The sequence below is a fragment of the Psychromonas sp. MB-3u-54 genome, from assembly GCF_002836415.1.
In the GTDB taxonomy this organism is placed as follows: Bacteria; Pseudomonadota; Gammaproteobacteria; order Enterobacterales; family Psychromonadaceae; genus Psychromonas.
Genome location: NZ_PJBP01000170.1, coordinates 1 through 14,411, shown reverse-complemented (window position 1 = coordinate 14,411; position 14,411 = coordinate 1). Strand labels below are relative to the sequence as shown.

The following is a 14,411-nucleotide window of genomic DNA, read 5'->3' as shown; positions in this document are numbered from 1 at the left end:
CGTGTTTGCATTTCAGTATGAAATGTATTTTTCGTGTTTTTTTATAATAACACAGGCATAGAATAGATGGTTCATTCCTGAATAATTGCACTAAGGTAAAAAATCTTCCTTTTCCTGAGTCTGTAATATTGTACCTTCAATCGTTATTGTGACGATCCTGATAGCACACAGACCTTCATTATTATGCAGCACATACGCTAATAAATGAAATAAAAATTTCATTTATTAGCTTTTTTCGGGATTTTTATCATAGAAGGGAATGCTGTCAATCTGAAAAATAAATTTCAATTTATCACTTTGCGCTAGAATTTTAAGCATGAAAAAACCGATTGTTATATTGTGGATATATTAAAATAGCTAGCTTTAGTTTATTGGAAGGGTGACTTGTTTTAAAATAAAAACCTCTTTTAACTGCTTGTATTTACTTTGCTAAATAAGGTTTTGATATCAATTTTATGAGTAACTCATTGATCTTAAAATAAGTTATTAAAGCGTCTGTCTAAACATTGTCACTGGCTTCCCCATGAGTGATAAATATTTTTCATTTTTTAGGTTTTTTATTGCCAGTGAAGAAAGTTTAAAAATCAAATCACGCTCACAAGATGAAATATATATTCTTTTTTATATTGAAAATGAAACGTGTATTTCGTATACTTTATGTCTTCGTTAGGGCACGGACTACATTCCCTGCTGTTAACAGTAACAAATAATTGATTTAAAAATGCACGATTGAGCTGATGTCTATACGGATCGGTATTGAAGACTAGAAATAGCCAAATAATGGAGTACAAAAAATGAAAGCTAATAATAGGAAACTCGATCTTATTTGTATGGGCCGTGTTGCTGTTGACTTATATGGACAGCAAGTTGGTGCACGCCTTGAAGATATGGGATCGTTTTCTAAATATTTGGGAGGATCTTCAGGTAATGTCGCTTACGGTACGGCGCGACAAGGTTTAAAATCTTCAATGCTGGCGCGTGTTGGTGATGAACACATGGGGCGTTTTTTAAAAGAAGAGCTGGACGCTGTTGGTGTAGATACCAGCCACCTGGTAACCGATAAAGAGCGACTCACCGGATTGGTGCTTTTAGGTATAAAAGATACCGAGACATTTCCCCTTATTTTTTATCGTGACAATTGTGCTGATATGGCCATTACAGCAGAAGATGTGTCTGAAGAGTACATTGCATCGGCGCGCTGTTTAGCGATTACCGGCACTCATTTATCTAACCCGCAAACGCGGGAAGCGGTGCTGACTGCATTAAAGTATGCACGACGTCACGGGGTAAAAACCGCTTTAGACATCGACTATCGTCCTATCTTATGGGGGCTGACAGCATTAGGAGACGGTGAAACACGTTTCATTGCTTCAGAGTCGGTCACAGCCCAACTTAAAGACGTATTACACTTGTTTGATTTAGTGGTTGGCACCGAAGAAGAGTTTCATATTGCCGGCGGTTCAACCGACACGATCGAAGCACTGCGCAGCGTGCGCGCTGTCAGCCAGGCAGAATTCGTTTGTAAACGCGGTCCGTTAGGCTGTTCAGTTTTCTCCGACGTGATTCCTGATTCTCTTGATGAGGGGATCACTATCCAAGGTGTTCGCGTTGATGTGTTGAACGTTTTAGGTGCCGGTGATGCCTTTATGTCCGGGCTGCTGCGCGGGTACTTGAATAATGAAGGATGGGAAAAATCCTGTGCCTATGCCAATGCATGTGGTGCCCTGGTGGTATCGCGTCATGGCTGCGCACCGGCCATGCCCTCAAAAGAAGAATTAGATAATTATTTAGCACGGGCAGACAGCGTTCCTCGTCCGGATCTTGATCCCGAGCTCAACCATTTGCACCGCGTGACCACCCGCAGAAAACAGTGGCATGAACTGTGCGTGCTGGCATTTGATCATCGCAGTCAATTGGTCGATATCGCCAATGAATCCGCTGCCGATCTGGGGCGTATTTCGACATTGAAGGACTTGATTTTCAAAGCCAGCAAGGAAGTGGCACAGGAAGCTGAATTAGCAGGCAAGGCGGGCATATTGTGTGATAGCCGTTTTGGGCAATCTGTGTTGAATGATGCGACCGGAACTGATTGTTGGATTGCGCGTCCGATAGAGCAGCCAGGTTCCCGGCCCTTAACATTAGAGCACGGCAACATTGGTTCCCAGTTGGTTCATTGGCCACTTGAACATATCGTTAAGTGTTTAATATTTTGTCATCCCGATGACCATTCTGGAATGCAGCAGGTGCAGGAAAATGCAGTGATCGAAGTGTATAAGGCATGCTGTCAATCGGGCCACGAATTGCTCTTGGAAGTGATTTTACCAGAAGGTATGCCCAAAGGTGATGCTCAGTATGTGCAACTCTTAAAGCGTTTCTATGCATTAAACGTCAAACCTGACTGGTGGAAATTGCCGCCATTAAGTGCTGATTCATGGACGCAGGTAAGTGCCTTGATTGAAGCAAACGATTCGCATTGTCGCGGGGTTGTGTTGTTAGGCTTAAATGCACCTGCTGACGAGCTGAAAGCGGGCTTTGATGCAGCTTCTACTTGCTCATGGGTAAAAGGTTTTGCAGTGGGGCGGACGATATTTGCTCAACCGTCACGTGCATGGCTTGCAAATAAAATCGATGACGCCATCTTGATAGATCAAATTAAAGCTAATTATCACGCCATTATTCAGTGTTGGCAACAACGTGCTGCGCCGGTCTATGGCCAGAACAATATAACAGAATCCACCTCATCAACATTATTAACAAACAGTCTCTAAGGGAGTAATGCATGGAAACAGTTCAAAACTTTATCAACGGCCAGATCAGTGAAAGCAACAGTCAACGCTTTTCCCCTGTCTTTAATCCTGCCACGGGTGAGCAAACCAGACAAGTGGTGCTCAGCAATGAAGCCGAAACGGAAGCTGCTATTGCAGCGGCTGATAGCGCTTTTCCGGCTTGGTCAAAAACGTCACCGTTAAAACGTGCTCGAGTAATGTTTGCTTTTAAGGCGTTATTAGAGGCTAATATGGACAGGCTTGCACGTCTGATTTCAAATGAACACGGCAAAGTGTATTCCGATGCCATCGGAGAAATTACGCGCGGCAAGGAAGTTGTAGAATATGCCTGCGGTATTCCGCACCTGCAAAAAGGCGAACATTCAGCCAATGTGGGAACAGGCGTGGACAGCCATTCGTTGATGCAGCCGCTGGGCGTATGTGTTGGTATCACACCCTTTAACTTTCCGGCTATGGTGCCGATGTGGATGTTTCCGATTGCAATAGCGACGGGCAATACCTTTGTACTCAAACCATCGGAAAAAGATCCATCCTTCGCCTTGGAACTGGCTGACTTGTTGAAACAAGCTGGATTGCCCGATGGCGTGTTTAACGTTGTTAATGGTGATAAACAAGCAGTCGATGTACTATTGACCGATCCGCGTGTACAAGCAGCAAGTTTTGTAGGTTCAACACCTATTGCTGAATATATTTACAGCACTGCATCTGCCCATGGCAAACGTTGTCAAGCCCTGGGTGGCGCGAAAAACCACTGTTTATTAATGCCCGATGCCGACCTTGATATGGCCGCTAATGCTATTATGGGCGCCGCTTACGGTGCTGCGGGAGAACGCTGCATGGCGTTGTCTGTTGTTGTCGCGGTCGGTGATGAAACCGGCGACCAACTGGTTGAAAAGCTGCAAGCTCAGATCAAAGAGATGCGTGTTGGCCCCGGCATAGTTGATGGCCCGGAAAACGATATGGGACCAGTTGTCACCGCTCAGCATAAAGCTAAAATCTGCGATTATATTACGGCGGGTGAACAACAGGGTGCTTCACTGCTGGTTGATGGCCGTCATTTAACTGTAGACGGACATGAAGCGGGTTATTTTGTAGGGCCGACGTTATTTGATAATGTCACACCGGAGATGACCATTTACCAAGAAGAGATTTTTGGTCCGGTACTAGTAGTCGTGCGAGTGCCTAATTACCAGACTGGGCTTGATCTGATTAATAATCATGAATTCGGTAATGGGACTGCTATCTTTACCCGTGATGGTGAATCTGCCCGCCAGTTCAGTGAAGATGTTCTGGCTGGAATGGTCGGCATCAATGTACCAATTCCTGTACCAATGGCATTCCACAGCTTTGGAGGATGGAAACGCTCGGTGTTTGGACCCTTGAATGTACATGGCAGTGATGGTGTACGTTTTTATACACGCATGAAAACCGTGACCAGTCGTTGGCCTGCCAGTGTGCGTTTAGAAGAGCACGCCAGCAGCTTTGCTATGCCTACCATGTAAAAACGGTACGCTCAAGCAAGCCCGGTCAGTGTCAAAGCTGACCGGGCTTTTTTGTGTCAGTAAATAATGCAATCTGTTGGTTTAATTTCTATTTATAATTGCGCTTTTCTATCACGATAATCATTTTTTTGGTAGCGACAACAAATGCTATTGTACTTATACCTGTTGCGGTATTCCTCACTGAGAATGATAGTGATGTGCTTCGGATTAGCCTGCAATGTATAAGAAGGATTCGCGATGAGCAAGATTGTCATCTGTATTTTCCAGCCTGTACGTTGCAGTTATACCAATCTGCATAAGTAAATGGTCTAAAATTGCGCAGGAAAAAGTGATGATAGCAAGACGTTTGACTGGCTATTGAGATTGAAAACAACGAAGCTAGCGTTAATTTTAATAAGCAAGATAGGTCAGATATTTATGCGGATTGGCATTATATCTACAATACACAGGAAATGAATATGACTTTTAATCGGAGAGCAGGGTAATGATTGTTTTAGATCCTTGGTTTTATGTAACGGCTATTCCTGCGGTATTCATTTATGGCATAGGTAAAGGAGGATTGGGGGGCGCGCCGGGTATTATTGCAGTGCCTTTGATGGCAATGGCCATTGCGCCCGCACAGGCGGCGGCTATATTATTGCCTATTCTGTGTGTGATGGATGTATTGGCTGTTAAACAACATTATCGTCATGCGGATTATGGGATATTAAAAGGGATGCTGCCGGGGTCTTTAATAGGGGTTGCGTTGGCCGGGCTGTTTTTGAGCGTAACACCAGAATCGGGATTAAAATTACTGATTGGTGGTTTATCACTGTTGTTTTGCCTGCAGTACATTACAGTCGGCACGAATAAAACGCAAAAAGGAGGCACTCTGAGTGCCTGGTTTTGGAGCCTTCTGAGTGGTTTTTCCAGCACTGCGATTCATGCAGGAGGAGGGCCTGCCAGTATTTACCTGTTGCCATTGAAACTGGACAAAATTGTGTTTGTCGCCACTATGGCGGTGCTGTTTGGGATCATTAATCTGTTCAAACTTATTCCCTATAGCCTATTGGGTGGATTTGATCAGACCAACTTGATGACTTCGCTGGTCTTGATGCCGCTCGCACCCGTTGGTGTCAAAATAGGTGTGTGGTTACTGCACCGGGTCAGCCAGACATTGGTCTATCGCTTGTGTTACTTCTTTTTGTTTTTATCGGGCAGTAAGTTATTTTGGGATGGGGGGCAAACACTGCTTCAATCTTAGTCCCGACTTCACCGATGCTTTAGCTTTAATCTCTTATTATGCTCAAGCTTCTGTTCGGGATTGAGTCGTCAATGTTGACGTTTTACTGTACTTGCCCACGGACCTGCTTTCGATATTAAATTTTTCCGGCGCCTCAATAGATCATCTAATTATAACACCACAGGCAAGATAAAAAAGGTTGTCTCTGCTCAATAAATTGATGGTTAATTCAGCCTGATTGCTTTTTCTCCGGCAAAAGATTCAACAATGAAAACAATTGTTAGCATCTTTGCTCAGATAAGAAAAGTGGCGTGCGGATGACTATTTTTGAACGGAAAAGTTACTTCACTGTGTCGACACCTGCAGATGATACATTAGCCCGGCGGTTTTATGAGCGTAAATAAAATGGGTCATAAATTTAATGGCGATCTTATTTGAACGCCAACTAGTACGAACCATGACAACAACCGCATAGCTCGTAGGGTGCATTCTATGCACCGATTGTCGTTACCCGCGGTGCATAAAATGCACCCTACCGATAGCACCATGCCAAATACATTAATAAAGTAATCAGATTTACGATTAAAAATCATCCCGACTGCTTTTTTGTGAGCGTAAATAAAATGGGTCATAAATTTAATGGCGATCTTATTTGAACGCCAACTAGTACGAACCATGACAACAACCGCATAGCTCGTAGGGTGCATTCTATGCACCGATTGTCGTTACCCGCTGTGCATAAAATGCACCCTACCGATAGCACCATGCCAAATACATTAATAAAGTAATCAGATTTACGATTAAAAATCATCCCGACTGCTTTTTTGTGAGCGTAAATAAAATGGGTCATAAATTTAATGGCGATCTTATTTGAACGCCAACTAGTACGAACCATGACAACAACCGCATAGCTCGTAGGGTGCATTCTATGCACCGATTTTCGCTACCTGCGGTGCATAAAATGCACTCTACCGATAGCACCATACAAAATGCATTAATAAAGTAATCAGATTTACGATTAAAAATCATCCCGACTGTTTTTGGTATGAGCAGTGTTTCAAGGTGCAGTGTTAACGATAAGCTGCGTAAATATTAGAAGATTAGCGCATAATTGTCAGATCTGTTGTTACGCATTGCGGGCACAATCAAAAAACGATTAACGCCTTGAATCTCTATACAACGGGCTCTTTTATCAGACATGCTGATTTTAAAATATAATATTCCTTAGCTTTGTCTTTTTTGTTGGTGTGCTAATAACTTGTCTTTAAACTCTGAATAATCCCATTTATTTATCAATGCTTCATGGGTGAGCTCTTTTACCGTTTTAGGTGCCATACTGCCAATCGGTGAGTCCGTATCTAAATTGGTTGGAAAAGAATAGGCATCACAGCTTGCCGTTAATATTGAATCCAGCGATAAACCGGCTAACAAGTCTTTTTGATATAGAGCTAATAACTCAGGGTATAGGGTCTGTATTATTTTATATAAATCGACGCTTTCCATTGGTTTTGAAAAAGCAGATGATACTTGGATAAGATTGACACTGCGATCAATATTGCTGGTTTTATTCTCACCTCCTGCATGAAACAAGGCGGGATTAAAAAATAAAGCATCTCCTTTATCTAAAGGTAATTGAACATAGTGATCTTTGAAATATTCAATAAAATCAGGGTCTCTCCATGCCAAGTATCCTAACTCATACTGATGTGAAAAAGGAAGTAGTTGTGTTGGACCTGCCTCAAGGGGAATATCTACATGGGCAACTCCGCCTTGTAAAGTCAGATATTGTGACATTTTTTGCATGTGTAGAGGGTAACGTCTTATTTCCTCATTTTCTTGAAAGCCTAAATGAAAATCTCTATGGGGTTGTTGCGCTTTTCCCTGAGGATATATCACATTTAATTGGGTTGTGACCTGATAGTTTGGTCCCAGCCAGGATTGTGCAACCATCTGCAATAAAGGATTTTTATAATAGTGAATAAAGGCGGCTGAATCATAGAGTGCACTTTTTTCAAATACATTCCAAATTCTTCCATTTGCGCCCCCTTTGGCAAAATGATCTCCAGTTCCTTTTCCCTGTTGTTTAAGCAGCTGGTCAAAAACTTGGCTCATCTGTTCAAGATCATTTTTATTGTCAAAAAAATTTTTGATGACCATGACACCAGGGCCTGCTTCAAGAATATGACTAAATTCATTTTTGTAGTGTTGAGTCAGATCAGAATCAACCGCAAGGCGCAGGTCTGATCCCTCATAAATGGGTATGTTATTGCTAATACTTTGTGCCAGAGGATAGGTATTTTGTTGTGTTTTTTGTCGACAAAATTCATTGAAAAGCTTCAGGTTTAGTGGGTATTGATTGTCTTTCGGGTGGTTTACTGTTTTATGTGACATATTATTTCCTTTGATCTGATAAAGCACGCGGCTTGATCAGCGCAGCGTGCTTATATAAATTAAAGCTTCACTTGAATTCCAGTTCTTTTTATGTGATTCCCACGCTGCATCGGTGAAACTTCTAAAGCATTTTTTAAGGTTGGAAAGGTACTTTTATTTCAGTTTCAATTTTTTTACGTAATTAAAATTGCATTTCAGGCACGTTGTCCGAGACGACTAATTCACCTTCAGTCAGTCTTTTTATTTCTTCTACTGAAACGCCCGGAGCCCGCTCCAATAAGTGAAATTTACCTTCTTTAATTTCAATAAAAGCCAGGTCAGTTAAGACTTTTTTAATACAACCTTTACCCGTTAAAGGTAAAGAACACTGCTTTAATAATTTTGATTGTCCGTGTTTAGAGGCATGGGTCATCGTTACAATAATATTTTCTGCACCGGCAACTAAGTCCATTGCGCCGCCCATGCCTTTGATCAATTTACCGGGGATCATATAAGAGGCGATATTGCCGTTGACATCAACTTCAAAAGCGCCCAATACGGTTAAATCAACATGTCCGCCTCGAATCATGGCAAAAGATTCAGCAGAATCAAAAAATGACGCGCCTTTTGCGACGGTGACGGTTTGCTTGCCTGCATTAATAAGATCTGCATCAATTTCGTCTTCGGTCGGGAATTGTCCCATGCCCAGTAAGCCATTTTCAGATTGCAGCATCACTTCAATATCATCGGGGAGATAATTGGCCACTAAGGTCGGGATACCTATGCCTAAATTAACGTAAAAACCATCTTGTATTTCTTGTGCAACACGTTGTGCTATTTGTTCACGTGATAAAGCCATTTTAACCTCCTATTTTGCGCAACGAACAGTACGCTGCTCGATACGTTTTTCAAATGAGCCCAATATAATGCGGTTTACATAAATACCTGGCGTGTGGATTTGATCAGGATCCAAGTCTCCCGGTTCAACAATTTCTTCCACTTCTACAACGGTAATTTTACCCGCTGTTGCGGCTAGAGGATTAAAATTACGGGCCGTTTTTCTAAAAATAAGGTTGCCATAACGATCGGCTTTCCAGGCTTTTACGATAGCAAAATCACCCTTAATCGCTTCCTCTAAGATATAATGGCGACCGTCAAATTGACGTTCTTCTTTACCTTCAGCAACAGGAGTCCCGTAACCTGTCGCCGTGAAAAAAGCCGGAATACCAGCACCACCGGCTCGCATTTTTTCAGCTAAAGTACCTTGAGGTGTTAACTCAACCTTTAATTCATTGGCCATCATCTGGCGCTCAAACTCCGCATTTTCACCCACATAAGAGGCAATGATTTTTTTGATTTGACGACCCGGTAATAAAACGCCCAAACCAAAGTCATCAACACCGCAGTTATTGGAAACCACGGTTAACCCTTTAGTGCCGCGGCGTTTTATTTCTGAGATTAGATTTTCTGGAATACCACATAAACCAAAACCACCCGCAATAACGGTCATGTTATCCTCAAGACCTGCCATTGCTTGTTCATAACTTGATACTACTTTGTCAAATCCAGCCATTTTATTCTCCTTCATTTATTTAAGCCAATAAGAGCTTGTTGTTTACACTTGAATTAATTTACGGCACCGATAGGTTATCGGCCTTATTTAAGAGCACTGTTGTAGTTTTTTAATCTATGCCTGACAGTTTATAAATACTGATATTACAGTGGTTTTTACGGCATATTGTAATTTAAAAGATTGCGGCAATAACAACGGTAAACCACAGCGTAAGATAACGACAAGCTGTAAGAGTGAAAAATAAAATTTTACATCTTTCCGTCCGCCCGTGGCGAAGCCTATAGATGATGTCTGCAATAGGCATGCTGCCATCGTGGTCAGTTTTCGGTTTATATGTTGAACTCATTCATGCTAAGAATCAGCTGCAGGGATCCGAGTTTTTAATATTGCAATGAAGCTAATGACTGACTGTGCCGTAACCAATCGCTTTTGTTATCGTCAATGCAGATTATTCTACTTCAACGGGCTGGTAGCCTGTTACTCCCTACGCAGGCTTGTTCCCCGGTATTTAGTTATCACTATTTGGCCCCTTGATTGACCGCCGCTGATTGTGAATATGCCTTTACGCACATATTAAAAGAATGGCTTCAATCTTCACCTTTTTGTACTTAATTCAAAATCAATATAACTTATTTTGTATGGTATGGAAAATATTTTTCATTGGCGTGGGGGTTTGTAAATTCATTTTTAAAAAGAATGTGTATCAGCTTTAATGGGTATTAAACTGCTTTTTAGGTTTGTTTGAATTTCTGTAAAGCAAAAAACAATATTATTATCACGTCAATGGTGAGATGTTATTTGGAAAATATTTTTCATAACGTGATCTGGCTAACATTTTGCAGTAAGCGGCTTTTATACTGTCGCCGAAGCACATTTAAATGATCACTTTGTGATTGCTCCGCCGAAACAAGATAAAGATAAACTACCCGGTACTATTGAATAAGCAGCATCTAAGCAAATAGTTTCCGGGTAAAAATAAAAATGCCAGCGTTATGCCTAATGCCGATCAGTTAAGAAAAATCTATTGATTTTTAGCTGAATGAGATCAAAATCCGATGTTCACAAGACATCGGATTTTTTATGCAACTTTCTTCAGCCCTATCTCAAGTATCAGTTAATAATTTCACTGAATTTACTGCGCTCAATGAACTATTAGACCCAGATTTAGTCTCGAACGCACTCTCCCAAGCAGGTGTCGCCACCATTAGAAAGCGTAAGTTACCGATGGAGCAAATGGTCTGGGCTGTTGTTGGAATGGCACTTTTTCGTAAGTACTCGATGCGTCAGTTAGTCAATCAACTTGATATTATTCTTCCTAATGGCGAGCCTTATGTTGCACCAAGAGCAGTCACACAAGCACGGAAGAAACTGGGCCATCAAGCAATTGAATCTATCTTCAATCAAACACAATCATTGTGGCATGAAAAATCAGAACACCCAACGTGGTGCGGTTTATCGTTGTTAGGTGTCGATGGCGTTGTTTGGCGTACGCCCGATTCAAAAGAAAATAACGAGTACTTTGGACGAACAGGCAATCAACATAGTAAAGCAAGCTACCCTCAAGTCCGAATGGTATGCCAAATGGAGCTAACCAGTCATCTATTAACTCAAAGTGCATTTGATAGTGTCGATGTAAATGAAATGCATTTGGCTAAAAAGTTAATTTCAGATACACCAGATAATAGTTTAACGCTATTCGACCGTGGTTTTTATTCTTTAGGGTTGCTCAATCGCTGGCATTCGACGGGCATTTCACGACACTGGCTGATGCCGTTAAAGAAAAATACGCAATATGAAGTAGTCAGAAGCTTAGGGCGACAAGATAAAGTGGTATGTTTAACGGCTTGCCCTCAAGCACGAAAGAAGTTTGCCGATTTACCTGAATACATTGAAGCCCGCTTACTGACTAAAAAAGTGAATGGAAAACCCCGACAGATATTAACGTCAATGGTAGATGCCATGCAGTTTCCTGCCGCTGATATTGTTGATTTATATGAACATCGGTGGGAAATTGAATTAGGCTTTAGAGAAATGAAACAATCACTGCTTGATAGTCAATTTACTTTACGTAGCAATCAGCCTGAATTAATAAAACAAGAGTTATGGGGGATATTATTAGCTTATAATTTAATACGTTATCAAATGATATTAATGGCGAAATCACTTGATGGAATACACCCTAACCAATTGAGCTTTCATGGCGCATCAATGCATATTATTTATCAGTTAACGATGTTGCCATTTTGCTCACCAGGAAATATTCCTAAGTATGTTATGGACATAACCAAAAGCGCTAAACAATTTGTTTTACCTGCAAGGCGAGAGAGGAGTTATCCACGAGAATTAAAGTGTTCTAAAAACAGGTATCCAGTTAAAAAAAGTAATACCGTTCACCTTAAGTGAACGGTATTAAGCGTTATGCCGGCATTTTAACTTATTACCGATAGTTACAGCTGTTAATCTCCTAAAGCAATACCCTCACGACGAGGATCTGCACCGCCGATTAATTTACCATCTTTAAGCAGGATGGCGTGAAGTCCGGAGTTTAGATCCCGAATATTCACTTTATAACCCATCATTTCAAGGGCTTTTTTAAATCGTATTGCCTTCGTACCTTGTTCAAGATCATAGGTGCCGAAACGGTTCACTAAATGCGGTAAATCGATGGCTTGCTGGATCCCCATTCCCCAATCTAAATGCGCAATAATAGTAGATGCAACATATCCGATAATGCGTGAGCCACCGGGCGATCCTAATGCCATATAAGGTTTACCCTCTTCCATAATAATGCTCGGAGACATGGATGAACGGGGACGTTTTCCAGGTTCCACGCGATTAGCGATAGGATAGCCATCTTTATAGGACGAGAATGAAAAATCAGTCAGCTCGTTATTAAGGATAAAACCATTACTCATGACCCTTGAGCCAAAACCATTTTCAACGGTACTGGTCATGGAGAGGGTATTTCCCTCTCTATCCGTGATCACAATATGGGTAGTGGAAGGGAATTCAATAGATTGATCATCAGCCCGCGCGATAGCATTCTTCCACGGTGGGCTACCTGGGGATACTTCTGATAATGCTTTACCTGGTTGGATCAATTTTGCTCGTTCGGCAAGATAGTCTGCGTTAAGCAAACCCTCTGGCATTGGCACAAAGTCAGAATCCGCCATATAACGACCACGGTCAGCAAAAGCGAGTCTTGATGCATCACCAATGATCTGCCACGCTTCAGGGCTGTCTGCACCGAGTTTTTTCAGATCAAAATGACTGCTAATACCCAATATCTGACCAATAGTTAATGCACCGGAACTGGGAGGTCCCATGCCGCAGACAGAATATTGATGATAAGGCGCACATACCGCCTGACGCTCTATTATTTTATAAGTTGAAAAATCTTCCAGCGCGAGTACCCCCGGATTATCAGTAATGCCGTTCACTTTATTAACAATATCTTCTGCTATCTGGCCTTGATAGAAAGCCTTCTCACCTTTTTGAGCGATGACTGACAAGGTTTCAGCGTACTTTTTATTTTTAAGTAAACTGCCTTCGGGTAACGGCTCGCCATTTTTTGTAAAGAAATACGCTTTGGTGTCCGGATACCGGCTTAAGCGCGCTTTATCTTTTTCGATGGAAGACGCTAATCGCTGCGACACAGTAAAACCATTATTGGCAAGTGTCTGTGCGGGCTGGAAGAGTTCTGACCATTCTTTACTGCCATATTTTTCATGCAGCGTCGCCAATAACTTAACAGTGCCCGGTGTACCAACCGAACGTCCGCCGACGACAGCATCATAAAATTTTAAGGGCTTACCGTCGCTGTCCTGAAATAATTCAGGTTTTGCTGCCAAAGGAGCGGTTTCACGCCCATCAAATGTGGTTAAGACTTTTGATTTGGCATCATAGTAGACCAGAAAAGCGCCACCACCAAAGCCTGATGATTGCGGTTCAACCAGTCCCAGTACCGTTTGAACCGCAACTAATGCATCAGCTGCATTGCCGCCGTTTTTTAATACTTGGTATCCTGCTTCGGCAGCAAGAGGATTTGCAGCTGCAACCATATAGTCATTAGCAACAACACTTGTTTTTTGTTGATATGAGCTAGCGGTTTCGGGGGCGACAGTATCTGCGACTTGAGCGGCAGCAAATACATTCAAAGAGAGGAGGGCGGTACCTGCACACAATAATAAATTCTTATTCATTAATATCCTTATTTTATCCATTAAACTGGCGAATTAATTTGTTCGGCAGTTCATATCGACCTGAAAACCTGAGGCCATGTTTTGTGCTGGAATGCTGATAGGTAACTATCAGTTATATATTAATAGCATATATAGCGGAGAACTGAGTGACGGTGATTCATTAATAGCCTCTTTTGTGATGAACCTAGTTGATGGTTATTCACTAACAGCCTCTATAAAGGAGGGCTTAGTTGATGATTAACTATTAACAGCCCCTATAAAGGAGAGCTTAGTTGATGATTAACTATTAACAGTCTCTGTAAAGGAGAGCTTAGTTGATGATTAATTATTAACAGCCTCTATAAAGGAGGGCTTAGTTGATTATTAACTATTAACAGTCTCTGTAAAGGAGGGCTTAGGAATGAGTATTCATTAACAGCTTCTATAAAGGAGAACTGAAAGGATTGAATGCACTATAAGAATCAACAATAAAGAGATAAATAAGAGAGACAGCATTAAATACATGCCCTTAAAGCCCGATCAAATTTATTGGCTATCAAAATTAAAGATTGGATTCCGATATATTGACGATATTTGAAGAATTTCTTTAATAATTCTTATTATTTTTTCTTTAGGGATATGTTTAGTATGCACAACCTCATATTTAACCACCGGATTGAGATGAATTTGTATGTTAAATATACGAGCGCAGTCAGTTTTGTTTGTTATTTGAGCGTTTGATGTTTTTATGCAAATAAACCCTTGCCAAGGTAATCT

The 14,411-nt window shown here is 41.5% G+C and carries 9 protein-coding genes; 4 read left to right on the top strand and 5 right to left on the bottom strand.

Annotated elements, in window-relative coordinates:
* Positions 1 to 794 precede the first annotated feature (794 nt).
* From CXF72_RS13540 to CXF72_RS13530, 3 genes are all read left to right on the top strand, one after another.
* Positions 795 to 2,768, top strand: coding sequence for a bifunctional 5-dehydro-2-deoxygluconokinase/5-dehydro-2-deoxyphosphogluconate aldolase (locus CXF72_RS13540; protein ID WP_101039593.1), 1,974 nt, complete (start codon positions 795 to 797; stop codon positions 2,766 to 2,768).
* An 11-nt stretch (positions 2,769 to 2,779) separates the two neighbouring features.
* A complete protein-coding gene (locus CXF72_RS13535) occupies positions 2,780 to 4,288 on the top strand; it encodes a CoA-acylating methylmalonate-semialdehyde dehydrogenase (RefSeq protein WP_101039590.1) in 1,509 nt (502 codons plus the stop codon).
* 484 nt (positions 4,289 to 4,772) lie between these two features.
* Complete coding sequence (locus CXF72_RS13530; RefSeq protein WP_101039588.1) at positions 4,773 to 5,531, top strand: sulfite exporter TauE/SafE family protein; 759 nt, start codon at positions 4,773 to 4,775, stop codon at positions 5,529 to 5,531.
* A 1,203-nt stretch (positions 5,532 to 6,734) separates the two neighbouring features.
* Here CXF72_RS13530 and CXF72_RS13525 read toward each other — a convergent pair.
* The 3 genes from CXF72_RS13525 to CXF72_RS13515 all read right to left on the bottom strand — a co-directional run bounded on the left by CXF72_RS13525 (position 6,735) and on the right by CXF72_RS13515 (position 9,453).
* Entirely contained in the window at positions 6,735 to 7,901 is a 1,167-nt protein-coding gene (locus CXF72_RS13525; RefSeq protein WP_101039586.1) for a phytanoyl-CoA dioxygenase family protein, read from the bottom strand.
* Positions 7,902 to 8,082: 181 nt separating this feature from the next.
* A complete protein-coding gene (locus tag CXF72_RS13520) occupies positions 8,083 to 8,739 on the bottom strand; it encodes a CoA transferase subunit B (protein ID WP_101039584.1) in 657 nt (218 codons plus the stop codon).
* A gap of 9 nt (positions 8,740 to 8,748) precedes the next feature.
* Positions 8,749 to 9,453, bottom strand: coding sequence for a CoA transferase subunit A (locus CXF72_RS13515; RefSeq protein ID WP_101039582.1), 705 nt, complete (start codon positions 9,451 to 9,453; stop codon positions 8,749 to 8,751).
* A gap of 1,080 nt (positions 9,454 to 10,533) precedes the next feature.
* Between CXF72_RS13515 and CXF72_RS13510 the strand changes: the two genes are divergently transcribed.
* Positions 10,534 to 11,856, top strand: a complete 1,323-nt coding sequence (locus CXF72_RS13510; protein WP_101039580.1) for an IS4 family transposase — start codon at positions 10,534 to 10,536, stop codon at positions 11,854 to 11,856.
* A gap of 53 nt (positions 11,857 to 11,909) precedes the next feature.
* On the opposite strand, the gene ggt is transcribed toward CXF72_RS13510, so the two are convergent.
* Entirely contained in the window at positions 11,910 to 13,655 is a 1,746-nt protein-coding gene (gene ggt / locus CXF72_RS13505; RefSeq protein ID WP_101039577.1) for a gamma-glutamyltransferase, read from the bottom strand.
* 525 nt (positions 13,656 to 14,180) lie between these two features.
* Positions 14,181 to 14,411: hypothetical protein (locus tag CXF72_RS19880; RefSeq protein WP_232784986.1), on the bottom strand; the 231-nt coding region annotated here is incomplete at its 5' end.

Coding starts and splice junctions, on each gene's coding strand:
- CXF72_RS13540 (WP_101039593.1), top strand. CDS start 795: ATGAAAGCTAATAATAGGAAACTCGATCTTATTTGTATGGGCCGTGTT.
- CXF72_RS13535 (WP_101039590.1), top strand. CDS start 2,780: ATGGAAACAGTTCAAAACTTTATCAACGGCCAGATCAGTGAAAGCAAC.
- CXF72_RS13530 (WP_101039588.1), top strand. CDS start 4,773: ATGATTGTTTTAGATCCTTGGTTTTATGTAACGGCTATTCCTGCGGTA.
- CXF72_RS13525 (WP_101039586.1), bottom strand. CDS start 7,901: ATGTCACATAAAACAGTAAACCACCCGAAAGACAATCAATACCCACTA.
- CXF72_RS13520 (WP_101039584.1), bottom strand. CDS start 8,739: ATGGCTTTATCACGTGAACAAATAGCACAACGTGTTGCACAAGAAATA.
- CXF72_RS13515 (WP_101039582.1), bottom strand. CDS start 9,453: ATGGCTGGATTTGACAAAGTAGTATCAAGTTATGAACAAGCAATGGCA.
- CXF72_RS13510 (WP_101039580.1), top strand. CDS start 10,534: ATGCAACTTTCTTCAGCCCTATCTCAAGTATCAGTTAATAATTTCACT.
- ggt (WP_101039577.1), bottom strand. CDS start 13,655: ATGAATAAGAATTTATTATTGTGTGCAGGTACCGCCCTCCTCTCTTTG.